Annotated in this window: 20 protein-coding genes; 12 read left to right on the forward strand and 8 right to left on the reverse strand. The window is 70.2% G+C overall.

Annotation, left to right across the window (positions count from 1 at the left end; genetic code table 11):
- Positions 1 to 24 precede the first annotated feature (24 nt).
- From KME79_RS16655 to KME79_RS16670, 4 genes are all read left to right on the forward strand, one after another.
- Complete coding sequence (locus tag KME79_RS16655; protein WP_219545181.1) at positions 25 to 1146, forward strand: citrate/2-methylcitrate synthase; 1122 nt, start codon at positions 25 to 27, stop codon at positions 1144 to 1146.
- Positions 1143 to 1448, forward strand: a complete 306-nt coding sequence (locus KME79_RS16660; protein WP_219545182.1) for a DUF3017 domain-containing protein — start codon at positions 1143 to 1145, stop codon at positions 1446 to 1448. Before KME79_RS16655 ends, KME79_RS16660 begins: the two co-directional genes overlap by 4 nt.
- 51 nt (positions 1449 to 1499) lie before the next feature.
- A complete protein-coding gene (locus KME79_RS16665; RefSeq protein WP_219545183.1) occupies positions 1500 to 2714 on the forward strand; it encodes an NADP-dependent isocitrate dehydrogenase in 1215 nt (404 codons plus the stop codon).
- A gap of 153 nt (positions 2715 to 2867) precedes the next feature.
- A complete protein-coding gene (locus tag KME79_RS16670; protein ID WP_308248936.1) occupies positions 2868 to 3869 on the forward strand; it encodes a polysaccharide deacetylase family protein in 1002 nt (333 codons plus the stop codon).
- Here the strand turns inward: KME79_RS16670 and KME79_RS16675 are convergent.
- On the reverse strand, positions 3866 to 4924 hold the full coding sequence (locus KME79_RS16675; RefSeq protein ID WP_219545185.1) for a hypothetical protein: 1059 nt from the start codon (positions 4922 to 4924) through the stop codon (positions 3866 to 3868). The genes KME79_RS16670 and KME79_RS16675 overlap by 4 nt on opposite strands.
- Positions 4921 to 6453 (reverse strand): hypothetical protein, encoded by a 1533-nt coding sequence (locus KME79_RS16680; RefSeq protein ID WP_219545186.1) that lies wholly within the window; start codon positions 6451 to 6453, stop codon positions 4921 to 4923. Before KME79_RS16680 ends, KME79_RS16675 begins: the two co-directional genes overlap by 4 nt.
- 254 nt (positions 6454 to 6707) lie before the next feature.
- On the opposite strand from KME79_RS16680, the gene KME79_RS16685 reads away from it, so the two are divergent.
- From KME79_RS16685 to KME79_RS16695, 3 genes are all read left to right on the forward strand, one after another.
- Positions 6708 to 7238, forward strand: a complete 531-nt coding sequence (locus KME79_RS16685; protein WP_219545187.1) for a hypothetical protein — start codon at positions 6708 to 6710, stop codon at positions 7236 to 7238.
- A gap of 108 nt (positions 7239 to 7346) precedes the next feature.
- Positions 7347 to 9419 carry a serine/threonine-protein kinase gene (locus KME79_RS16690; protein ID WP_219545188.1) on the forward strand — a complete coding sequence of 691 codons (2073 nt, stop codon included), beginning with the start codon at positions 7347 to 7349 and terminating at the stop codon, positions 9417 to 9419.
- Between the two features lie 55 nt (positions 9420 to 9474).
- Positions 9475 to 10449 carry a malate dehydrogenase gene (locus KME79_RS16695; protein WP_148036921.1) on the forward strand — a complete coding sequence of 325 codons (975 nt, stop codon included), beginning with the start codon at positions 9475 to 9477 and terminating at the stop codon, positions 10447 to 10449.
- 45 nt (positions 10450 to 10494) lie between these two features.
- Here KME79_RS16695 and KME79_RS16700 read toward each other — a convergent pair whose 3' ends face one another.
- The gene (locus tag KME79_RS16700; protein WP_219545189.1) at positions 10495 to 10644 is read right to left on the reverse strand and encodes a hypothetical protein; all 150 of its coding nucleotides are present in this window, start codon (positions 10642 to 10644) and stop codon (positions 10495 to 10497) included.
- A gap of 59 nt (positions 10645 to 10703) precedes the next feature.
- Complete coding sequence (gene galE, locus KME79_RS16705) at positions 10704 to 11651, reverse strand: UDP-glucose 4-epimerase GalE (protein ID WP_219545190.1); 948 nt, start codon at positions 11649 to 11651, stop codon at positions 10704 to 10706.
- Between the two features lie 86 nt (positions 11652 to 11737).
- Between galE and KME79_RS16710 the strand changes: the two genes are divergently transcribed.
- Positions 11738 to 13051 carry a hemolysin family protein gene (locus KME79_RS16710; protein ID WP_148036923.1) on the forward strand — a complete coding sequence of 438 codons (1314 nt, stop codon included), beginning with the start codon at positions 11738 to 11740 and terminating at the stop codon, positions 13049 to 13051.
- Between the two features lie 14 nt (positions 13052 to 13065).
- Positions 13066 to 14070, forward strand: coding sequence for a tryptophan--tRNA ligase (trpS, locus tag KME79_RS16715; protein WP_148036924.1), 1005 nt, complete (start codon positions 13066 to 13068; stop codon positions 14068 to 14070).
- A gap of 522 nt (positions 14071 to 14592) precedes the next feature.
- On the opposite strand, the gene KME79_RS16720 is transcribed toward trpS, so the two are convergent.
- A complete protein-coding gene (locus tag KME79_RS16720) occupies positions 14593 to 15021 on the reverse strand; it encodes a MarR family winged helix-turn-helix transcriptional regulator (protein ID WP_219545191.1) in 429 nt (142 codons plus the stop codon).
- Between the two features lie 300 nt (positions 15022 to 15321).
- On the opposite strand from KME79_RS16720, the gene KME79_RS16725 reads away from it, so the two are divergent.
- Positions 15322 to 16272: a YihY/virulence factor BrkB family protein gene (locus KME79_RS16725; protein ID WP_308248937.1), complete on the forward strand. Its 951-nt coding sequence runs from the start codon at positions 15322 to 15324 to the stop codon at positions 16270 to 16272.
- Here KME79_RS16725 and KME79_RS16730 read toward each other — a convergent pair.
- The gene (locus tag KME79_RS16730; RefSeq protein ID WP_246639935.1) at positions 16267 to 17382 is read right to left on the reverse strand and encodes a D-alanyl-D-alanine carboxypeptidase family protein; all 1116 of its coding nucleotides are present in this window, start codon (positions 17380 to 17382) and stop codon (positions 16267 to 16269) included. The genes KME79_RS16725 and KME79_RS16730 overlap by 6 nt on opposite strands.
- A gap of 89 nt (positions 17383 to 17471) precedes the next feature.
- Between KME79_RS16730 and KME79_RS16735 the strand changes: the two genes are divergently transcribed.
- Positions 17472 to 17690 carry an SCO4848 family membrane protein gene (locus tag KME79_RS16735; protein WP_246639936.1) on the forward strand — a complete coding sequence of 73 codons (219 nt, stop codon included), beginning with the start codon at positions 17472 to 17474 and terminating at the stop codon, positions 17688 to 17690.
- Here KME79_RS16735 and KME79_RS16740 read toward each other — a convergent pair.
- Positions 17667 to 19013, reverse strand: a complete 1347-nt coding sequence (locus KME79_RS16740; RefSeq protein ID WP_219545195.1) for a PP2C family protein-serine/threonine phosphatase — start codon at positions 19011 to 19013, stop codon at positions 17667 to 17669. The genes KME79_RS16735 and KME79_RS16740 overlap by 24 nt on opposite strands.
- A gap of 60 nt (positions 19014 to 19073) precedes the next feature.
- Positions 19074 to 20462, reverse strand: a complete 1389-nt coding sequence (locus tag KME79_RS16745; protein ID WP_187281630.1) for a peptide ligase PGM1-related protein — start codon at positions 20460 to 20462, stop codon at positions 19074 to 19076.
- A gap of 506 nt (positions 20463 to 20968) precedes the next feature.
- Between KME79_RS16745 and KME79_RS16750 the strand changes: the two genes are divergently transcribed.
- Complete coding sequence (locus KME79_RS16750; protein ID WP_148036932.1) at positions 20969 to 22204, forward strand: M20 family metallopeptidase; 1236 nt, start codon at positions 20969 to 20971, stop codon at positions 22202 to 22204.
- Positions 22205 to 22263 lie beyond the last annotated feature (59 nt).

Here is a 22263-nt window from a genome sequence, read left to right on the forward strand (position 1 = left end):
CGAAGATAAGCGGAGGAAACACTCATGGCGGACAAGCCCACCAAAGGCCTGGCTGACGTCGTCGCCGCGTCCACAGCGCTCAGCGACATCGACGGAAAAGCAGGTCGGCTGTTCTACCGGGGATACGACATCCACGATCTGGCCGGCCGCGCGACCTTCGAGGAGACCGCGTACCTGTTGCAACGAGGCAAGCTGCCCGACCGCGCCGAGCTCCAGGAGTACGGCGACGACCTCGTGCGCGGCCGTGACCTCGGCGAGCTGGTCTCGGCGAACATCTCCGAGATCGCCGAGAAACAGAAACCGATGGAGGCGCTGCGCAGCTACGTGTCGCTGTCCGGCGCGGACGACCCTGACAAGGACTCGAACGCCCCCGGCGCCAACCTGCGCAAGGCCGCCCGCCTGACCGCCCAGCAGCCCCTGCTGGTGGCCCGCTACCACGCGGCCCGCACCGGCGCGACCGCCCCCGATCCCGACCCCTCACTGAGCACCGCGGCGAACTTCCTGTTCCAGATCACCGGGCGCGTCCCCTCGCAGCGCGAGGTGGAGATCTTCGACACCTGCCTGGTGCTGCACGCCGACCACACGATGAACGCCTCCACGTTCGCCGCCCGCGTCTGCGCCGCTACCCTCTCGGACATGCACTCCGCCATCGTCGCGGCCATCGGCACGCTCAAGGGCCCGCTGCACGGCGGCGCCAACGAGCAGGTCATGAAGACCCTGGAGTCGATCTCGCCGACCGGCGTCGCCCAGGCGGTCCGTGACAAGCTCGGCGCCGGCGAGAAGATCATGGGCTTCGGCCACCGGGTCTACAAGACCGAGGACCCGCGCGCCACCCATCTGCGCCGCATGTCGCAGGAGCTGGCCGAGTCGGCCGGCGACGACACCTACTACCGGATGTCCAAGGAGATGGAGGAGGTCGTCTTCGAGGAGAAGGGCCTCTATCCGAACGTCGACTTCTACGCGGCCTCGGTTTACCACTACCTTGGCATCCCGACCGACCTGTTCACTCCCGTGTTCTCGATCAGCCGCATGTCCGGCTGGACGGCGCACGTGATCGAGCAGCACGCCGACAACAGGCTGATCCGCCCGGACAGCGAGTACATCGGCGAGACCGACCAGAAGTGGAAGCCGATCGACGAGCGATGAGCCTGCGTGACGACGTCGAACGCGAGGGCTGGGGGCCGTACCCGCTGATTCTGGCGGGTGCGGCCGTCGCCGTGGGATTGGTGTTCCTGATCGACCCGCGCTGGGGCGGATTCGCCCTGGGCGGTGTCATCATGATCGGTGCCGCACTGCGCTTCTCCGGATTCGGCGGGCCCCTCGCGGTGCGCGGCCGGAAGGCGGACGCGGTCACGCTCGGGCTGGCCGGGTTCATGCTGGTGCTGACTTCGCTGCTGCTCGACAACTCGGCTGCGAAGGCCCTGATCGAGTCCCTTTTCTCTCGCTGACGAGGCGTCCGATAGCCTCAACGCATTCATTCATGAAGGGGAACCGTTCGCATGCCCAAGATCAAGGTGGAGGGCCCGGTCGTCGAACTCGACGGCGACGAGATGACCCGGATCATCTGGCAGTTCATCAAGGACCAGCTGATCCTTCCCTACCTGGACATCGACCTTAAGTACTACGACCTCGGCATCGAGCACCGTGACGCCACCGACGACCAGGTGACCATCGATGCCGCCAACGCCATCAGGAAGCACGGCGTGGGCGTCAAGTGCGCCACCATCACCCCGGACGAGGCGCGGGTCGAGGAGTTCGGCCTCAAGCAGATGTGGAAGTCCCCCAACGGGACGATCCGCAACATCCTCGGCGGCGTCATCTTCCGCGAGCCGATCATCATGTCCAACGTGCCGCGGCTCGTCCCGGGCTGGACCAAGCCGATCGTCGTCGGCCGTCACGCCTTCGGCGACCAGTACCGCGCCACCGACCTGAAGGTGCCGGGCGAGGGCACCCTCACCCTCACCTTCACCCCGAAGGACGGCTCCGAGCCGATCGAGCTCGACGTGTACGACTTCCCGGGCCCGGGCGTCGCGATGGCGATGTACAACCTGGACGAGTCGATCCGCGACTTCGCCCGCGCCTCCATGCGCTACGGCCTGGACCGCAACTACCCGGTCTACCTGTCGACCAAGAACACGATCATGAAGGCCTACGACGGGCGCTTCAAGGACATCTTCGCCGAGGTGTTCGAGAGCGAGTTCAAGGACGACTTCGCCAAGGCCGGCATCACCTACGAGCACCGCCTGATCGACGACATGGTCGCCGCCGCGCTCAAGTGGGAGGGCGGCTATGTCTGGGCGTGCAAGAACTACGACGGCGACGTCCAGTCCGACACGGTGGCGCAGGGCTTCGGCTCGCTCGGCCTGATGACCTCCGTGCTCATGACGCCCGACGGCCGCACCGTCGAGGCCGAGGCGGCACACGGCACCGTGACCCGCCACTACCGCCAGCACCAGCAGGGCAAGCCCACCTCCACCAACCCGATCGCCTCGATCTTCGCGTGGACCCGTGGCCTCGCCCACCGCGGCAAGCTCGACAACACCCCCGCGGTGACCGAGTTCGCCGACACGCTGGAGCGGGTCTGCGTCGAGACGGTCGAGGGCGGCCAGATGACCAAGGACCTCGCGCTCCTGGTCGGCGACGACGCCGAATGGCTCACGACCCAGGACTTCCTCGCGGCCCTGGACGAGAACCTGAAGAAGAAGATGGCCTGACCGCCGTCTCACGTGAAGGGCCGCCTCCGGGCGGCCCTTTCCGCTTCCCGGACGATCCCTTGGTGCGCCGCGGTTGATCAGCTGGGTAAGAGCCCTCCATAACAGTCGTGCGCGTCTCGGGGGGTTCGAATGCGACTGCGTTTCATCGGTGGCGTGGGTGCGGTCGCGGTCGCCGTGATCGTGTCGGGGTGCGGCTCCGAGCCGGTCACCCAGGTGAAGGACGCCAAGGCCGACAGCGCCGCCAAGCAGCAGCTGTTCAAGGCCGCCCAGGCGAAGGCGGCCGCGGCCGTGAAGGCCAACGAGCTGGGCCAGGTCCCGGTTCTCATGTACCACCGGATCGTCGACAAGCCGGGGACCACCGACGACCGCACGCCCGCCCAGTTCCGCACCGAGCTCGAACGGCTGGCCAAGGAGAACTACGTGCCGGTCACCGCGGCCGAGTTCGTCACCGGGAAGATCGACATCCCGGCAGGCAAGCACCCGGTGGTGCTCACCTTCGACGACTCCTCCCCGTCCCAGCTCACGCTGGACGCGATGGGCACGCCCAAGGCGAACACCGCCGTCGCCATCATGCGCGAGGTGGCCGCCAAGCACTCCGGCTTCCGCCCGGTCGCGACCTTCTACATCACCCGCGACATGTTCGGCAAGCACGTCCGCGAGGAGCAGGCGCAGACGCTGCTGTGGCTCAAGTCGAACGGCTTCGACCTGGGCAACCACACGCGCGACCACTACAACCTGCGCGCCCGCACGCACGACCAGGTCGAGGAGCAGATCGGCTCGATCGGCAAGGAGATCAACGAGCTGGCCGGGGTCAAGCCGGTGACGATCGCGCTCCCGTACGGGGTGCAGCCGCGCAAGAAGGAGTGGGCGGCGCGCGGCAAGTCGTACCACCACCAGGGCGTCTTCCTGGCCGGTTACACGCCCGCGGCGTCGCCGTTCAGCAAGTCGTTCGACGCGCTGGGCATCCCGCGCATCAGGGCGATGGACAAGAAGGGCGACTGCGCGCAGTTCTGCTCGACGGCCTGGCTCGACTGGCTGAAGGCCAACCCCGACATGCGCTACACCTCCGACGGCGACCCGTCGACGGTCGCGTACCCGAAGTTCAAGAACCCGTTCCTGCGCGCCTCGTACAAGCCGAAGGCGCTGGCCTACTAGCGGACCGACCCGATCAGCACCGAGAGCTCCGCCGGGGCGAGCATGTAGTCGGAGACCGGGGCCATGGCGACGCGGAGGTCCCGTGCGGCCCCGGTGGCGAGGTCCACGACGTGGTAGGAGATCTTGCCGTGACGGTCCTCGGCCCGGACGAGCAGGGCGTCCTCACCTTCCCAGCGGATGAGGGCGTCGGCCCGCAGGCCCTCCGGGAGCCGCGGCACGATCGTGCGGAGGGTCTTTCCGGTTCCGGTGCCGGTCAGCAGGATGCCGGTGCTGACCACGTCGTGCGGGGCGATCTCCTTCGCGAGCGTCGCCAGCGTGCGGGCCGACGGTGACGGCAGGCCGTGGGCCAGGTTGCCGGGCACGGTGAAGCGCCGCACCACCCGGCCGCCGGGGGAGCGGATCACGTACGTGGCCGAGGTGGCATAGCCGGGCAGGTCGCGGGCGGGTTGGTCGGTCACCAGGGCGAGCCCTTCCGTGGTCCAGCCGGCGACCCGCTCGCCCTTCGGCAGGCGGCGCACGGTGCCGCGCCGGATGTCGACGATCATCGGGCGCTCCAGCACGACCTCGACGTCCTCGTCCAGGTGGTCGTGCTGGACGAGCAGGTGGCGGCCGTCGAGGGAGAGCAGCGGCTGCTGGGCGCCGAAGATCTCCCCGACCGATTCCTCCGTTTTGATGGGCAGTTCCGTGACCGTGCCGGTGGTCAGGTCCCTGGCGACGAACCGGTCGCCCAGAGGGTGGACGACCAGGGTGCCGTCGGCGGAGAGCGCGAACGGGGCGTCGTCGTGGGCGCCCTCCACCCACCACTGCTGACCCGTCGCCGACACCAGGATGTGGTGCCGGCAGCCGTCGGTCCCGTCGTTGCAGTGCGGCTCGTACGCGTACCGGACGGGGGCGGGCGCGGGCCCGGTCAGCTTCACCGCGGCCGGGGCGGGGGTGGCCGGCGGGGCCGGCTCCGGGCTCAGGAACTCCACCGGCGGCGGGCCGCCGCCGTAGATCAGCCACGCCGCGGCGAGCGCCGCCGCCGCGGCCACGCACAGCCGCCAGAGCGCGCTCACGGGATCAGCCCGAACACGCCGTGGTCGAGCTTGTCCATGACACCCTTCATCGGGCTCGACCTGCCGGTGCCCGGGTCGACCAGGTGGTAGTGGCCGTCGTCGCCGTCGGGCTCGATCAGCACGGCGAGCCTGCCCTCCGCCGACCAGCCCAGCGGCTCCGGCGGGCCGTGGTGACGGGGCAGCTTCAACGCCGCCCGATCGGTCACCCGGCCCGTGCGCGCGTCCATGGTGACGGCCTCGTCGTCCGTGAACACGATCAGGGAGCGTCCGTCCTGGGTGGCCAGGGCTGGGAGGGTGGGGTCGAAGGGCGCCCGGCTGCGCACCCGGCCCCGCGGGTCCAGGGTGACCAGCTCGGTGCCGGGCGCGCCGGGCAGGGCGCGGTGGCCGGTGGTGCCGACCACGCCGTACGGGCCGAGGCCGAGCACGCGCCTGACGCCGGGCAGGGCGGTCCTGCCACCCGTGGCGGTGTCGACCAGTTCGGTCCCGGTGGCGGAGACCAGCGCCGCGAGGCGGCCGTCGTGGGAGAGGAGCGGCCGGGGGACGGCGTGGGCGGGCAGCGGCCCCGTGAGGTCGCGCCGGGTGGCGTCAGGGAGGTGCTGCACGACCAGGCGGTCCGTGACGGAGTCGAGGTAGACGACGTGGTGGCCGTCGCCGCTGAGCGCCAGCGGCCCCTCCTGTCTGCCCCCGTCGCCGGTGGCGAGCCGGGCGACGGCCCTGTCCAGCGAGAACCCGCCGAAGTCCCAGGTGCTCTCGTCCCACTCGTCGTCCGGTTCGCGGCCGTCCGGCATCGTGGCGATCTCCCATGGGCTACCCGGGGTGACGTAGGCGAACAGGGCCGCGTTGGCGTAGGGCTCGGTGAGAGGCGACTGCGGCTGCTCGTCCGGCTCGTCGACGGCGGCGTTCCAGCCGGCCGCGAGGACGGGCATGAGCAGCACGGCGGCGACCACCTGCCACCGGAGCGGCCGGCCCGCCTGGGTGAGGCGTTCGGGCGAAAGTGTCATGTACCAGGCCAGCAGCGACACGACGAGACCGATAAGCGAGCGGATGGACTCCGCCTGGGAGGACCAGCCGCCACCCGGCGCCGACCAGATCGCCACGATCGTCCCGCCGGCCAGCAGCAGGCGCGCGGACCGGGACCGCATGGCCCACTCGGCGGACACCAGGTCGGCGGGCCCCGCGCGGAGCGGTCGCCGCCGCAGCCCCATGACCAGCAGGTTCACCGCCAGCACCACGACGAGCGTGAACACCGCCCAGCCGCGCTCGGCCAGCTCCACCTCCGTCCGGAACGAGCGCAGCACGGAGGCCAGCGCGATCGCGCCGGACACCATGGCGGCGAACACCCACAGCCCGGTCGCCCGCGGCGGCGCCAGCCGCAGGCCGAGCGGAGGCCCCAGAGGCCCGCCCCGGCGAGCCAGCACCATTTCGGCCGCGGCGAAACCGCAGAACCATCCGGCGATCGGCCAGAAAGGGCTGACGGTGAACGATTCTCCGGGGGCCTGCGCGAACATGACGGCGAATCCGACGCCCATTCCGGCCCACATCAGACCCTGTGTGACATGCAGATAACGCAGAATCGCCGTGCCGTTGTAGGGAGTGACTTCAACCTGGTGTACGCGGGAGAAATGGTTCATCGCCTCCCGGGTCACCGGCCCGGATTGGGCACGGAGTGTGAGCGGGACCGCGACCGCCAGGAACACCAGAAAAAGAATTAACCCCACGAAATACCCCTCGTCACCCCGGGAGAAAGTAGCAGAATGCCCATCAAGGTGACAGGGGTGCATGAGTGATATCCGACGACGTGTGGGACCGGCTGGATCACAGCGCGGGGACGGCCGGTAAGCGCGAGGTCCGGCGCGCGTTCGGCGCCCTCGCTGCCGTGGTGCTGCTGATGCTGGGCGCGTCGGTCAGCGGGCTGGCCGTGCCCAGGCTGACGCACGGCACACCTGAGCCCCACATCTCCGTGCTCAGCGACGACGCCGGCCGGATCCGGTACACGAGCATGCGGCTGCGGCACACGGTCGTCAACGACGGCTGGTTCCCCGTCACCGTCACCGGTGTCGGCCTGCTCGCGGACGGGATCCGGCTCGCCGAGGTCGAGAGCCCCGCCTCTCCCGTGACCGTCGGCTCCGGGGAGAAGCTCTCGATGACGCTCGGCCTGGAGGTCGTCGACTGCGACCGGGCCCAGGCGACGGTCCCCGAGCTGGTGCTGCGGGTGGAGCGCTGGTGGGGGAGCCAGACCACGAGTTCCCGTGAAGACCCGCTCTTCGGCGAGTCCAGCTGGGAGTTCTACCTCCGGTCGCCCTGCGACAGGTGAATCTGTCCGCGAAACGTGACGTCACGAACGGTTAACGGTTCTCTGGGAAGTTCCGCGACGTCGTAAAGTTTGCCTCGTCGGGCTTCATTGGACACGTGGGGAAGTGGAATGCCGCAGATCTCGCCGCTCGTGGCCGGCGATCCCACCCAGCTGGGTTCGTTCCGGCTGACCGGAAGGATCGGCGAGGGCGGGCAGGGCATCGTCTTTCTCGGAGTCGACCAGCACGGCGAGCGGGCCGCCGTCAAATTGCTGCACGTGAAATTCACCGGCGACAAGAGCGCACGCTCCCGCTTCGCCCGTGAGTTGAAGGCGGCCAAGCGGGTGGCGTCGTTCTGCACCGCCAGGGTGATGGAGGCCGACCTCGACGGCGACACTCCATACATCGCCAGCGAGTACATCGACGGGCGGGCGCTGCGCGAGATCGTCGAGACCGACGGGCCGCTCACCGGCACCGTGCTCGACCGGCTGGCCATCGGCACCGCCACCGCGCTCACCGCCATCCACCACGCCTCGATCATCCACCGCGACCTCAAGCCCGACAACGTCCTCATCGCCGCCGACGGGCCGCGGGTGGTCGACTTCGGCATCGCCCGCATCATCGACTCGACCGGGACGATCACCAGCCGGGCCATCGGCACCCCCGCCTACATGGCTCCCGAGCAGATCGCCGGCGAGGAGATCGGGCCGTTCACCGACGTGTTCGCGTGGGGGGCGACGATCGCGTTCGCGGCCACCGGGGTCGCCGTGTTCGAGGGCAACTCGATCGCGACCGTGCTCAACCGGATCCTCACCCACGAGGTGGACGTGGGGATGATGCCGGAGCCGCTGCGCGGCGTGGTGCGGGGGGCGCTGTCCAAGTCGGCCGCCGACCGGCCGTCCGCCGACCAGATCCTGCTGCGGCTGCTCGGCCAGCCCGAGACGGTGGGGGCGTCCACGGCGCTGCTGACCCGGGGGGTGCAGGTGGCCGGCGATGACACCACCCCGTTCAGCCGCGTCTCGGTCCCCGCCCCGGGCACGGCCTCGGCCGTCACCGGCTTCCCCGCCGTCTCCGGCCGCACGGGCGCGCAGGACCCGCCCGGCCACGCCGCCGCCGGCGCGGTCCAGGGTCACGACAGCTCAGGTACGGGCGCGTACGGGACTCCGGGAGGTACGGGGACGTACGGACCGGCGCAAGGCACGGGCGCGCACGGAACTCAGGGGAGCACGGGCGCGCAGGGTCTTCCGGCCCATGGCGGCACGGGCGCGCAGGGCGCCGGGGTCCCGACGCGGGAGGCCGGAGGCGGTCAGGCGCCCGCGCCGCCCAGGAAGCGGGGACGGGCGAAGTGGTGGGTGGCGTTCGCCGCCGCGCTGGCCGTGGTCGCGACGATCGCCGCGATGACGGTGGTCAAAGGCTGGCCGCTGAACGCCCTCGGCCCGGATCCCGGCTCCACGGAGGACCCGCTGCCGCCCTCGTACGCGAGCGTCGCCGAGAAGGTGGCCGCGACCGGGAAGATCGTGATCGGGGTCAAGGCCGACCTGCCGGGCGTCGGGCTGCGGCGCGGCGACGCGTTCGAGGGCTTCGACGTCGACGTGGCCCGCCGCGTCGCCGAAGGGCTGGGGGCCCGGGACGTCGAGTTCGTCGCCGTCTCCCCGGCGACCAGGGTCCGCGCGCTGGCCGAGGGCAGCGTGGACCTCGTGGTGGCCACCTACTCGATCGTCGACGACCCCGAGGTCGCCTTCGCCGGCCCCTACTACCTGGCCCACCGGGACGTGCTGGTCCACCGGGGCCCCATCGACTCGCTCGGCGACCTGAAGGGCAAGAAGATCTGCGCGGTCAACAGCCCGTCGGTGGGCGCCGTGCAGGACAAGGTGAAGGTCCACCCGGTGCCCGCCGGCAACTACGCCGAATGCATGAACATGCTGCTCGACGGCACCGTGGACGCGGTGCCCGGCGACGACCTCATCCTGGCCGGGTTCGCCGGCCGGGAGAACGTGCGCTTCCGCCTGCTCGGCGCCGGGCTCAGCGACGAGCGCTACGGCGTCGGCCTGCGCAAGGGCGACGCGCGGACGTGCAAGGCGATCTCCGGCGTGCTGGCCGACCTCTACCGCAAGGGCGCGGTCAAGGAGTTGCTCGCGAAACACTTCGGCAACGTGGAGTTCGAGCCGGAGACGAAGGTGCCCGCGATGGAAGCCTGCGAATGACGACCGGGTAACATCCGAAAGTCAACGCATCAGCTTGCGAGTTAGGGGAAAGGCCATGGCCACGCCCGTCAAGGTGACCGTCACCGGTGCTGCCGGACAGATCGGCTACGCGCTGCTGTTCCGCATCGCGTCGGGCCAGCTACTCGGGCCTGACGTCCCGGTCAAGCTGAGCCTGCTGGAGATCCCGCAGGCGGTCAAGGCCGCCGAGGGCACCGCCATGGAGCTCGACGACTGCGCCTTCCCGCTGCTGTCCGGCATCGAGATCACCGACGATCCCAACGTGGCGTTCAACGGCACCAGCGTCGGCCTCCTGGTCGGCGCCATGCCGCGCAAGGCCGGCATGGAGCGCGGCGACCTGCTCGGCGCCAACGGCGGCATCTTCGGGCCGCAGGGCAAGGCCATCAACGACCACGCCGCCGACGACATCCGGGTGCTCGTCGTCGGCAACCCCGCCAACACCAACGCGCTCATCGCCCAGCAGCACGCCCCCGACGTGCCGGCCGACCGGTTCACCGCGATGACCCGCCTCGACCACAACCGCGCGATCTCGCAGCTGGCCGCCAAGCTCCAGGTGCCGGTCACCGAGATCAAGCACATGACCATCTGGGGCAACCACTCCGCCACCCAGTACCCCGACCTGTTCCACACCGAGGTGGGCGGCAAGGTCGCCGCCGAGCAGGTCGACCAGGAGTGGCTGCGCGACACGTTCATCCCGACCGTCGCCAAGCGCGGCGCGGCCATCATCGAGGCCCGCGGCGCGTCCTCCGCGGCCTCGGCCGCCAACGCCGCCATCGACCACGTCTACGACTGGGTCAACGGCACCGAGTGGACCTCGGCCGCGATCGTCTCCGACGGCTCCTACGGGGTGCCCGAGGGCCTGGTGTCGTCGTTCCCGGTCCGGGCGGCCGGCGGCAGGTTCGAGATCATCCAGGGGCTGGAGATCGACGCGTTCTCCCGTGAGCGCATCGACGCCTCGGTGCGGGAGCTCGCCGAGGAGCGCGACGCGGTCAAGTCGCTGGGCCTGATCTGATCCGTACCGCGAGAAGGCGCGCGTCCGTGCGGGCGCGCGCCCGGGTCACTCTCCGGTAGGCGCCGGGCAGCTCGCCGAGGAGGCCGGTATGGCCGGCACGGGCTCCGGCGTGGGCTTCGGCGTGGCGAACACCACTCCGGCCGCGGCCGTCGCGCAACCCGCCACGAGTACGGCGCCGAAGAGCACCTTCGTCACCCTTGGTGAAAAGCTCCTCACATTTCGGTATCACAGCACATATCGACCGCCGATAGGGGTCAAATCCCGGAAAGCGCCTCCCAGGCGTCCGCGACGATGTCCCGCAGCTCGGTGCGCTCCGGCTTCCAGCCCAGCTCACGCTGGATCCGCTCCGACGAGGCGACCAGGACGGCCGGGTCGCCGGCCCGGCGCGGGCCGACGACGGCGGGGATCTCGTGGCCGGTGACCTCGCGGCAGACCCCGATCACCTCCAGCACCGAGAACCCCGTGCCGTTGCCCAGGTTGTAGATCTGGTGCTCGCCCTCCCGGCAGGCGCCGAGCGCCAGCAGATGGGCTCTGGCCAGGTCGGCGACGTGCACGTAGTCGCGCACGCAACTGCCGTCGGGCGTCGGGTAGTCGGTGCCGAACACGCTGACCGACTCGCGCTCGCCGGTGGCCACCTTGAGCACGTTCGGGATGAGGTGGGTCTCCACCGCGTGACGCTCGCGGTAGCGGCCGTAGGCGCCGGCCACGTTGAAGTAGCGCAGGCTGACCGCGCCCAGCCCGCGCAGCCCGGCGAAGGCCGTCAGCGCGGTGTCGACGGCCAGCTTGGAGGCGCCGTACGGGTTGGTCGGGCGCGTGGGGTCGCTCTCCCTGATCGGCGACTGCTCCGGCTCGCCGTACGTGGCCGCGGTCGAGGAGAACACGATCTTGCGGACGCCGCGCTCGTGCATCGCCTCCAGCAGCGCCAGCGTGCCGCCGAGGTTGTGGGCCCAGTAGAGTCCGGGCTTCTCCACCGACTCGCCGACCAGCGACCTGGCGGCGAAGTGGAGCACCGCGTCGACGCCGTCGAGCGCCGGCCCCGCGTCCTCGATCGAGGCCCGCACGAACGTCGCGCCGTCCGGCACCGCGTCCGCGTGGCCGGTGGACAGGTCGTCGAGCACGACGACCTCGTGGCCCGCCTCCACGAGCTGCGCCGCGACGACGCTGCCGACGTATCCTGCCCCTCCGGTTACCAGCAGCCTCATGTTGACTCCAGTTCGAATATGTTTGATTTTGTACGGCTTGCCGTTCAGCATACGCGGCAAGAGGCCCGTATACGCTGCCAACCACCATGTTTGACACCGTCGCGGCCAACATCGCCGTGGTCCTGCTGTTCATCCTGATCGGCGGGTTCTTCGCCGCCGCCGAGATAGCCATGGTCTCGCTCCGTGAGAGCCAGGTCCGCAAGCTCTCCCAACAGGGCCGCCGCGGCGAACGCGTGGCCAAGCTCGCCCGCGACCCGAACCGCTTCCTGTCGGCCGTGCAGATCGGCGTCACCGTCGCCACCATGCTCTCGGCCGCGTTCGGCGCCGACCGGCTCAGCGGGCAGCTCAGCCCCTTGCTCGAACGCTGGGGCGTGCCCGTCGCCATCGCCGGCGTGCTCGCCCTGGTGCTCGTCACCCTGGCCATCTCGTACGTCTCCCTCGTGCTCGGAGAACTCGCCCCCAAACGACTCGCGCTCCAGCGGGCCGAAGGGCTGTCGCTGGTCGTCGCCCCGTTCCTCGACCGCCTCGCCGCCCTGTCACGGCCCGTCATCTGGGCGCTGTCCAAGTCCACCGACGGCGTCGTCCGGCTGCTCGGCGGCAACCCCCAGGCCGACCGCGAGGAGGTCACCACCGAGGAACTGCGCGACATGGTCGTCGGCCACGCCGAGCTGACCCCCGACGAGCGCAACCTGATCGCCGAGGTGTTCGCCGCCGGCAAGCGCCAGCTCCGCGAGCTCATGCTGCCGCGCACCGAGGTCGAGTTCATGGAGGCCGACACGCCGCTGGCCGAGGCGGCGGTGCTGGCCGCCGCGCTGCCCCACTCGCGCTTCCCCGTCTACCGCGAGTCCTACGACGAGGTCATCGGCTTCGTGCACGTCAGGGACCTGCTCGACCCCGTGCTCACCGGCCGCACCGAGCCGCTCAGCGAGCTGGTGCCGATCCGGCCGGCCAAGTTCGTGCCCGCGTCCAAGCGGCTGCTCAACACGCTCTCCGAGATGCGCGACGAGGGCCAGCACATGTGCATCGTCATCGACGAGTACGGCGGCACGGCGGGCATCGTCACCATGGAGGACCTGGTCGAGGAGCTCATCGGCGACATCAGGGACGAGTACGACGTCGAGGACCAGTCCGTGATCCTGCCCGCCGGAGTGATGGAGATCGACGGGCTCACCAACCTCAACGACTTCGCCGACGAGACCGGCATCCGCCTGCCCGACGGCCCGTACGAGACGCTGGCCGGCTTCGTCATGGCGATGCTCGGGCGCGTGCCCGAGGTGAACGACGTCGTCGAGGCGAGCGGCTTCGACCTGACCGTCATCGAGCTCGACGGCCGCCGGATCGCCAAGGTGCGGGTGAAACGCCGCCCTGTCGTGGAGTCGCCGCCCGAAGCGGATACCTGACACAATTACCTGTCATGGCCAGACCTCGTGTTCTCTCCGGCATCCAGCCCACCGCGGACTCCTTCCACCTGGGCAACTACCTGGGTGCGGTTCGTCAATGGGTCACGTTGCAGGAGACCCACGACGCCTTCTACTGCGTGGTGGACCTGCACGCGATCACCGTGCCCACCGAGCCCGCCGCGCTGCGCCGCCGCACCCGCGTCGCCGCGGCCCAGCTCTTCGCCGCCGGGCTCGATCCGGAACGCTCCACCGTGTTCGTGCAGTCCCACGTCCGCGAGCACTCCGAGCTGGCCTGGATACTCAACTGCCAGACCGGCATGGGCGAGGCCGCGCGGATGACCCAGTTCAAGGACAAGTCGGCCAAGTTCGGGGAGAGCGCGGCCAGCGTCGGCCTGTTCACCTACCCGATCCTGCAGGCCGCCGACATCCTGCTCTACCAGGCCAACAGCGTGCCCGTCGGCGCCGACCAGAAGCAGCACCTGGAGCTCACCCGCGACCTCGGCCAGCGCTTCAACCACCGCTTCGGCGACACCTTCACGATCCCCGAGCCGTTCATTCTCAAAGAGGTCGAGAAGATCACCGACCTGCAGGACCCGTCGGCCAAGATGTCCAAGTCCTCCTCCAGCCCCGCGGGCATCCTGGACGTCCTGGAGCAGCCGGGGCCGCTGCGCAAGAAGATCATGCGGGCCGTTACCGACACCGAGACCGAGGTCCGCTTCGACGAGGAGGCCAAGCCGGGGATCTCCAACCTGCTGCGCATCCAGTCCGCGCTGACCGGCACGCCGATCCCCGACCTGGTGGCCCGCTACGCCGGGCAGGGTTACGGGACCTTCAAGAAGGACGTCGCCGAAGCGGTCATCGACGCCTTCACCCCGATCCGCGAGCGCACCGAGAAGCTGCTGGCCGACGAGGCCGAGCTGGACCGGATGCTGGCTTCGGGCGCGGAGCGCGCCCGTGCGGTGGCCCGGCGCACCATGGCCGAAGTCCGCGACCGGGTCGGCTTCCTCCCGGGCGCCTAGCCGGCACCCCACCGCTCTTCCCGGGGCGCCTCCGGCGCTTCACCCCCGGTCGCTCCGCGACGCCCCGGCTCAAACCACCCGGGCGCCCCCGGCGCTTCGCGCCTCCACAGCTCGGGCGTCCTCCCAGGAGCTGACGCCCCTCCCTGCCCAGAGGCGTTGGGATCGGGGTTTCCTGGCAGGGGACGAGCAGCAGAAGTCGGTTGATGTCCTGAGGCCGGAAGTGAACCTGCGCCCACGGCCGAGAGATACGTCACCAGGCGCGTGTCATCGCCGGGCATGGACGACCGGTGCCGTCTGCTTCGCGGACCTCGACGCGGATCGGGCACTGCCGCAGGTTCAGGAGTTGGTCATGGATGCGCGGTCGAGTCGAGCGACCCGCCTGCGCCCGAGCTTGTGCACCCGGATGACGCCGGCAGCAGCGAATATTTCCATGGCGACCTTCGCGCGTACCGACTCATCTCTCGTCGCAGCCGAGCGCGACCGCCGCACGGACCCCGCCATCGACCAGCGGCATAACGCGCGTCAGGAGGCGAAGGCGGCGCGGATGGCGGCGGCGAGCTGCCGCTGGATCGGGTCCGCCGAGGACCCGAACAGCAGGTCGTCGACGTCGCCGATGGCCTGCTCGGCCGCCGCCAGGAGCCGCCGCCCCTCGGGGGTCAGCTCGATCGTGGACGCCGAGCCGGCGCGGGCGTTGCTGTCGCGCACGAGGCCGGCGGCGACCAGGGCCTTCACCGCGGAGTGCACGCTCTGCACGGCGGTGCCCGACATGCGCGCCAGGTCGCTGAACGACACGCCCGGCACGGCGGCGATGTGCCCGAGCAGCCCGAGCCGGGTGACGGTGAGGTCGAGCGGCGCGAGAGCGGCGCCGAGCTCGGTCTCGACCCGGCGCGCCAGCGTCAGCACGATGATGGAGGGGCTGATAGGCGGCGGAGAGCCCTTCTCGGTGGTCACCCTTCCAGTTTCCCGCCCTGTGGCCCGTGTCAAGCCGGAGTGGTCCACAGCGCGGAGACGGGCAGGCAGGCCATGCCGTCACCGAAGCTCAGCGATCCAGGTCCTCATCGACGAGCGAAGCAGCACGTCGGGGCAGGTACTCGAGCCTCTCTCGCACGCATGCGGCGCAGTGCGGCTTTCAATCTGCCGAAGATCACCAAAGGCTTGCCAGATCCCCGAGAGGCCCGTTCAACGGAAATCCTGCGGCGCGGAATGATCGCCGAAAGGATACGGACGTCGCCTCCAGGGCAGGTCTGGGGCGTGAGCGTGAGCCTGACCGAGCGGATCCGGTCCATCAAGAACCGGGCCAGGCGGATGGTGGAAGGCTGGCGCGTGCGCAGGCCGTCCGTCGACCACCTCATCAAGACCGTCCAGCGCTACCAGGCGCAGTCCGGTGACCGGCTGGCGGGCGGGGTGACGTACTTCGCGTTCCTGTCCTTCTTCCCGCTGATCGCGCTGGCGTTCGCGCTGCTGGGGTATGTGGTGACGGTCAGCGCGACGGTGGCTGGGGCGCTGGAGACGGCGATCACCGAGCGGCTGCCCGGCCTGGCGGGGCAGCTCGACCTGACGGCGATCAAGGACGCCAAGACGACCGCGGGCGTCATCGGCCTCCTGGGATTGCTGTACGCGGGGCTCGGGGCGGTGGACGCGCTGCGCGGGGCGCTGCGCGAGATCTCCATGACCACCTCGCCGGCGTTCTCGTTCGTCAGGGCCAAGCTGCGCGACCTGGCGTCGCTGCTCATGCTGGGCGTGACGCTCATCGTGTCGGTGCTGGTCGGCGGGCTGGCGACGCAGGCCACCACGATGGTGGCGAACTTCCTGTTCGGCGGTAGCTCGCCGGTGGTGACGGTGCTGACGGGGCTCGTCGGCCTGGCGGGCAGCGTCGCCGCCGACTGGGTGCTGTTCATGATCGCGCTGGGCTGGGTGGGCAGGTTCGCCCAGCCGTTCCGGGTGCTCGCCCGGGGAGCGCTGCTCGGCGCGATCGGGTTCGGCGTGCTCAAGCAGCTCGCCTCGCTGCTGCTCGCCGGGACGCTGTCGAACCCGATCTACGGCGCGTTCGCGGTCATGGTCGGCCTGCTGCTGTGGATCAACTTCTCCACCCGGCTCATCCTGTACGTGGCCGCGTGGACCGCCACGGCCGGAGGCGCCCCGCCGCCCGCGCCCTCGCCCGTGCCCTCGGCGGGCACGCCGGAGCAGGCCGGGCCGTCATAGCCTCCTGCGCCTGCGGCGGATGCCGTAGCCGAGCCAGACCAGCCCGAACAGCAGCCCGCCGCCGATCACCACGGAACCCATCGTGCGCGTGCTCGCGTTCTGCTCGGACGCGGCCGCGTCCATCATCGGCTTCCGGCTGGGCGACGGAGTGGCGTGGGACGTGGCGACCGGCGCCGCCTGCTGGGCCGGCTCGTCGGGCAGCGGGTCGACGAGCAGGCCGACCGGCGTCGCCTTGCCCCGGGCGGCGAAGCCCCAGTCGAGCAGGTCGGCAACCTCTTCCCAGAAGTAGCCCTCGTGCTTCATGATCGACACGATGATCGTGTGGCCGTCGCGGGTGGCCGCGCCGACGAACGTGCTCTGCGCCTTCGTCGTCCAGCCGTTCTTGACCCCGATCATGCCCTTGTAGCGCCAGAGCAGCTTGTTGTGGTTGCTGATCTCGTACCACTTCTTCGGCGCGGGGAACTTGGCCGTCTTGGTGCTCACGTACCGCCGGAAGTCCTTGTCGGACAGGCCGGACCTGGCGATGAGCGCCAGGTCGTAGGCGGAGCTGCTCTGACCGGGCTTGTCCAGGCCGCTGGGCGTCTTGGCCACGGTGTCGTTCGCCTGCAGCCGCTTGGCCTCGTCGTTCATGTCGCGCATGGTCTTGTCGAGGCCGCCGTTCGCCTCGGCCAGCGCCATCGCCGCGTCGTTGCCGGACGACATCATCAGGGCCTTGAACAGGTCGTCCACCGTGTAGATGGGCCTGGTCTGCAGGCCGACGGCGCTGCCCTCCTGGTTGACGGCGTCGCGGCTCGGCCTGACCTTGAGGGTCTTGTCGAGCTTGGGGATCAGCGTGGCCGCGGTGAGCATCTTGAGCGTGCTGGCCGGGCGGTAGCGGCCGTGCGGGTCCTTCGCCGCCAGCACCTGCCCCGTCTCGTGGTCGGCGATCACGTACGCGGTCGCCTTGGTCTTCGGGGGCGCCTTGAACCCGACGGGTTTGATCAGGCCACGACCGGCCAGCAGGTCACCGCCGACCGGCGGCGGCGGGGTCGGGGTCTGGGCCGGGGTCGCCTGGGCCGCCCCGGTGAAGGTCACCGCCACGAGGAGTGCCGTGACTGGCACCAGTTTCATCCACATCGCGAACTCAGCGTAGCTTCGTGTTGTCGCTCATGTGCCGACACATCCCCTGAAGATCCGCTTCAGACGCTAGAGAGATGGTCATGTCACGAAAGATCGCTGGATTCCTCATCGCGCTCGCCGCGTTCATGATCTTTGAGTGGATCAACCTGGGATTCAACCTCCAGGACGGGCACGACACCGGCTTCTACGTGGTGCACGGCATCCTGATCGCCGTCAACATCGTGCTGGCGATCGTGCTGGGCGTCATCGGGTGGCGCGGCCTGCGCGGGCGGCGATCAGGAGGCCTTGGCGAGCAGTAGCGCGATGTCGTCGCGCTTGTCCGTCGGCCGCTGCGCGTTGATGATCAGGTCACAGATCCGCTCGATCCCCCGGGGCGGACCGCTGAGCAGCGTGCACAGGCCCGACAGGCCCTGGTCGATGCTCTGCTCCCTGCTCTCCACCAGGCCGTCGGTGTAGAGGGCGAGCAGGCCGCCCGGAGGCAGGTCGACGGTGCAGGTCTCCCACGTCTCGACGTCGACGCCGAGCGGCAGGCCCGGGACGACGGGCACCGTCGCGGCCTGCCCGGCGGGTTCCACCAGCACCGGCGGCAGGTGTCCCGCGCTGGCCATGGCGATCTTGCCGGACGTGCGGTCGTACGTCGCGTACAGGCAGGTCGCGATCTGGTCGGAGCTGAGCTGCTGGGCCACGTGGTTGAGCCGGAACAGCAGCTCGGACGGGTCGAGGTCCAGGCTGGCCAGCGTCTGGGTGGCGGTGCGGAGCTGGCCCATGGTCGCCGCGGCGCGGATGCCGTGGCCCATCACGTCGCCGACCACCAGCGCGGTGCGCTCCGGGGTCACCGGGATCACGTCGAACCAGTCGCCGCCCACCTCGGCCAGGTCGCTCGCCGGCAGGTAGCGGTAGGCGATCTCCAGGCCGGGGGACCGCTGCAGGCCGGTCGGCAGGAGGGAGCGCTGCAGCATGAGCGCGGTGCGCCGCTCGCGCTCGTAGAGCCGGGCGTTGTCGATGCAGATCGCGGTCCGCGCGGCCAGTTCCTCGGCCAGCGGGACGTCCGACTCCTGGAAGGGTTCGCTGCAGTCGCGGCGCAGCAGCACCAGGAACCCGAGCACGTTGCCCCTGGCGAGCAGCGGCGCCACGAGGAAGGAGCTCCCGGGCAGCAGCCTGGCGATGATCGGCCGCTGGAACGCCTGTGCGTTCTCCTCGCCGACGGTGCGGTCCAGCCTGGGCACGAGCACGGTCTCGCCCGTGGCCATGGCCTGCCCCTGCGGCAGGTACGGGGGATAGACGCAGACCTCGTCGACCGGGAACGCGTCGTCCCACTCCCACGGGTTGTGCGTCGCCACCGCCGTGGACACGCGTCTTACCAGGGCCGAGCCGTCCTTCGCGCGGGCCGGGAACTCGCCTTCGGTGATGAGCCGCTCCTGCACCATGACGCCGCCGGTGTCGGCCAGCCGGGGGATCGCGACGTCCATCAGCTCGCGGCACGTCTGCTGGAGGTCGAGCGTGCTGCCGATGCGGCTGCTCGCCTCGTTGAGGAAGGCCAGCCGCTCCTGGGACGTGGCGGACGCGCTCAGACGCAGACCGGCGCGGCTGCGCGGGTCTTTGATGACGAAGTACGGATTCACCGGAGCGCCCCTCCAGCCCATACGTGACTTCGTTTATTAATGCACAGAATCGGTGCGGAATCAGCCACAGAGGGCGCGGCGGGTCCGGCGGTGCAGCTCGTCCGCCTGCTCGCGGGAGTCGGCGATCGAGGTGAAGCCGAGCTTGCCGTGCTCGGGGATGGCGCCGAGCAGGTGGAAGACGTTGCCGGTGCGGCTGTCGTGGTCGAAGCCGAGTCCGAGCCGCTCGGCCTGGCGCAGCACCTGCCCGGGGGTGCGCCCGCGCAGGCAGTCGGCCGCGCAGTTGTCCGTGGCCGTGTAGTACTTGGGCCGGCCCTCGGCCATCAGCAGCCCGGTGCCGGGGTCGTACGTGGCCCCGGTCGTCAGCAGCGCGGCCCCGTACGGGTGGGTGGTGCCGCCGATACGCAGGTTGATCTCGCACAGCAGCGCCGCGTAGCCGGCGTCGGTCTTCATGGCGAAGAAGTCCATGCCGAACAGGCCGATCACGCCTTTGGCCGCCAGCGCTCCGGCTATGCGCCCGGCGCAATCGCCGACCTCGGAGCGGTACTCCGGCGCGGCCGGGAACATGCAGCCCTGGTAGACGTGGTTGTTCGGGCCGCCGAGCACCTGGTCGTGGGTGGCGACCACCTCGTAGTCGCCGCCGGGGGAGATGCGGGCCAGCGCGCTCGGGTGGTAGAGCGGGCGGTGCTCGATGAACTCCTCGACGACCGCGCCGCGCTCGCGCACCTTGGCGGCGAAGGTGGCCCAGGTCTCGCCCTCGGCCGCGAAGCTCGTGCCCCGCAGGTCGCCCCTGGGCACGATGGCGTTGCCGAGGCCGGAGTAGGCGTCGTTCAGCTTGACGATCAGACGCTCGCCCGGCAGCGACTCGATCGCGTCCTCGATCTCGGCGAGCGTGTAGAGGTCGCGGAAGCCGCGGGCCATCGGCACGCCCGCCTCGGTGCCGATCTCCCGGGAGCCGCTCTTGGAGCCGTAGTAGGCCAGCGACGTGGCCGGGCCGTAGAGGGGAACGCTGAGTAGCGAGGCGAGCCGTTCCTCCAGCTCGCTCAGCACGAAGGGGACCAGCCAGGCGTCGCCGTCGATCGCGGCGCGCAGCCGCTCCAGGACATCGGGACGGGAGAGTAACGTCCGGGTGAGGGGCTGCGCGTCCGGGGTGTCGAGGCTGATCAGCGTGAGCCGCTTGGCGGCTTCCTCCGGATCGGGCAGGAATCCCAAGTAGTAGTCGACGATGGCCGGATCGATCGGCGCGGACGACAGGTAGATCACGTCGACCCCGGGCTCGCGCAGCGTCAGCAACAAGAAGAGCAGACGCTCCTCGTAGCATCGCGCGCCCGTGATGCGGCGGAGCTCATCCTGCGGCAGGGAGAGCGAAGGTACGACCACCAGGGTGCCCTGGCCCGGCTCGAAGATGCTCAACCCGGCATACTTCTCCCCGAACGGGATGTTAGTGATCATATAGCGAGTGAAACACGCAATTCTCCCAAATGCAGCCAGCGCGGTAGTGTTATCGCCATGGCTGAAGGTGACGCGATTCGGAATCGGTCACCACGTTTGGGAGTGGCGGCCGCGGGTCATGATCTAGTGATCCCTTGTGACTATTTTCAGGTCAGTTGACCTGTCACTCTCCGTGACCGTCCATGGTTACGGGCATGCCGTCGGCTAACTTTTGGTGTAGTCGTCAGCGCGAAGCCTCGTGAGAGGGATAAAGTCGGAGCATCGCCAGGTTCCACGGCCGACCGCTGTGATCCGGGCTGTGGCGGTTGTCCTCAACAGGCGACCGAGAGTCGTGCCCCGCGCTGACGATCCCCGAAGACCTCCGGGTGTGCGGCAATCTCGATTCGCCGGACGGCTGCTCCGATCGAACAGCCGACCACAGTTGGGACAAGTACTAGATACGGCGCTATTGGCCGTGTGATTTCCGGGTAGTCGACGGCGCACGGCACGGGACGGGATGGTGACTGATGCAGGGGCGTGAGCTTCGAGGGGAACTCGACGCGTTCCTGGTGGAGACCGAGCAGGATCTCGTGGCGTTCCGCCGCGACCTGCACATGCATCCTGAGCTGGCCTTCGCCGAATACCGCACGACCCAGCGGGTCGCGGAGCGGCTCGTGGCCGCCGGGCTGACCCCGACGGTGCTCCCGCGCGGCACGGGCCTCATCTGCGACGTGGGAAGCGGCGACGGCCCCACCATCGCGCTGCGCGCCGACATCGACGCGCTGCCCCTGCAGGACGAGAAGGGCGTCTCCTACCGTTCGACCGTCCCCGGCGCCTGCCACGCGTGCGGCCACGACGTGCACACCACGATCCTGCTCGGCGCCTCGCTCTTCCTCGCCCAGCAGGCCGCCGCGGGGCTGCTGCCCGGCCGGGTGCGGCTGATCTTCCAGCCCGCCGAGGAGCTTCCCGGCGGCGCGCTCGAGGTCATGGCCCAGGGCGGCATCAGCGGCGTCGACCGCATCTTCGGCCTCCACTGCGACCCTCGCGTCGACGTCGGCCAGCTCGGTCTCAAGAGCGGCCCGATCACCTCCGCCTGCGACAAGGTCGTCATCCGGGTGTCCGGCCCGGGCGGCCACACCGCCCGCCCGCACCTCACGGCCGACCTGGTCTTCGCGCTGGCCAAGGTGCTCACCGAGCTGCCCGCCGCGCTGTCGCGCCGGATCGACCCGCGCTCCTCGCTCAGCCTCGTCTGGGGCCGCGTCGAGGCCGGCACGGCCGCCAACGCGATCCCCGACGGCGGCGTGGCCGAGGGCACGGTCCGCTGCCTCGACGAGGACGCCTGGCACGCCGCCCCTGACCTGATCAAGACGCTGCTGGAGTCGGTCGCGGGCGCGTACGGCATCGAGGCCACGATGGAATACACCCGCGGCGTGCCCCCGGTGGTCAACGACGAGGGCTGCGTGCAGATGCTCTCCGAGGCCGCCGAGCGCGCCCTGGGCGCGGGCGCCGTGGTGTCCACCCACCAGTCGCTCGGCGGCGAGGACTTCGCTTGGTACCTCGAGTCGATCCCGGGCGCCTTCGCCCGGCTCGGCACCCGGTCCCCGGAGAGCGGCGTCACCTACGACATCCACCAGGGCACGTTCGACATCGACGAGCGGGCGATCGCGATGGGCGTGCGGGTCATGGCCACGACCGCGCTGACCGCGCTGTTCGAGAGCACCCACGTGCCGGCCGCCGACGAGATCACCTCGGCGCTGGCCTGACGAGACACGGTCCGGCGGCGGGAGACTCCGGTCTCCCGCCGCCGTCCCACATGAGGAGA

Origin of the sequence: Nonomuraea harbinensis (assembly GCF_019396385.1) — a bacterium.
GTDB lineage: Bacteria > Actinomycetota > Actinomycetes > Streptosporangiales > Streptosporangiaceae > Nonomuraea > Nonomuraea ferruginea.